General features: G+C 41.0%; 1 protein-coding gene. It reads right to left on the bottom strand.

The features are described from left to right. Positions 1 to 1,220, bottom strand: a 1,220-nt coding sequence (locus EPN29_14410; protein TAN29826.1) for an IS4 family transposase, incomplete at its 3' end; no start/stop codon positions are given. Positions 1,221 to 1,286: the final 66 nt, after the last annotated feature.

Below are 1,286 nucleotides of genomic sequence, written 5' to 3'. Positions count from 1 at the left end.
TTTAGATAAGCCAATACCTTTATTTCCTGTTCAGTAAATACCTCTTCAATGAGTTGTCCTTCTTCCGGGTCATTATAGGCAATATTCATTTGAAGGATTTTTAGCAAACTGGAGAGTTGCATCAACACCAGTTTGCGTATGGACCAGCCATTTTCCAATAGGGTATCTTCTATACCGAAACCCTCATGTTTCAACAAACGAAACACCTGCTCTATAAACCATCGGGCACTGTACCATTCTACCATCCTTAGCGCGTCTGTTACCTCATTGATCGTATGCGTAGTGAGTAGCTTCCAATTCACTAAATCCTTTTCATCTATACCGGCGGTTATCTCTTGTGCCCACACTCCTTGTATAGTGATATATTCAGGATAACCGGCCTTGTTGTTTAAATTAGCAGGACGTTTGATACGAAAGGTACCATAACAAATAGCCATTTGCGCTATTCGTTTATGCTTGTTTCTACGCTTGTCTGTGGGTATTTCAATAGGATAGACTCCAGCAACCGGAAGATCCTTCAGGGCTGTATAGAGGTCTGATCCTTCCCATAAATTACGGGTAGTTCTGCTGCGGATCAGCAAATGATGTTTTTGATCCGGTATGAGAGCCAACTGTTCATAAATATCCCCTTCCCTGTCCTGAATAAAAGTAACGCTATTGGCTTGGGCTAAAGTAGCCTTAGAAGTTTGCGATACTTCTATCCATTTATAAGACTCCTTTTTATCAATGGGCTGACTCTTATAATTTCTTTCAAACCGATCAGGCTGCTGTTCTTCACGATGGAAAACTTTAACGGCTGAGAAGCCTAAGGGATTAAAACTTGCTGCATCCAGTACTAACCCCGGATGTATCTTGAAACAAGTAGCATTATCTGCATTATCTGACTTGCCCAGCCCGCTATTAGGTCTCAGCCTGTTTTTGTTTTCACATACATTAATCTCACTGGTATCTTCTATACAGAGTAAATCCCTGCCGATGGCTAAATGCTTCATCCTATGGGTGAGCTCATTTATTAACCCTTCTTCTGTCAGTTTGTCGTTTCCTAACAAACGATAAAAAGCAACCTGTTCTGCCCGGTTGGTAGATAGCTTACTGATAGCAGAACCCGGTTGTTTGCTCAACCTATTCCATAGTTGCTGCGCACGAGCATCCAAGCGCTTATCACCTGTCATGCCTTCGTAAGTTGTTATGAAATTTAACGGAGATATATTCATGTCCATCTTTTATAAATCATTTCGGCAAATATCTGACTTTATAGATTTAAAACTTGTGTGTACAGGGTAGCT

Source organism: bacterium, from assembly GCA_004299235.1.
In the GTDB taxonomy this organism is placed as follows: Bacteria; Chloroflexota; Dormibacteria; order Dormibacterales; family Dormibacteraceae; genus SCQL01.
The sequence above is the reverse complement of the archived record's forward strand: the minus strand, read 5'-3'. Positions and strand labels throughout refer to the sequence as shown.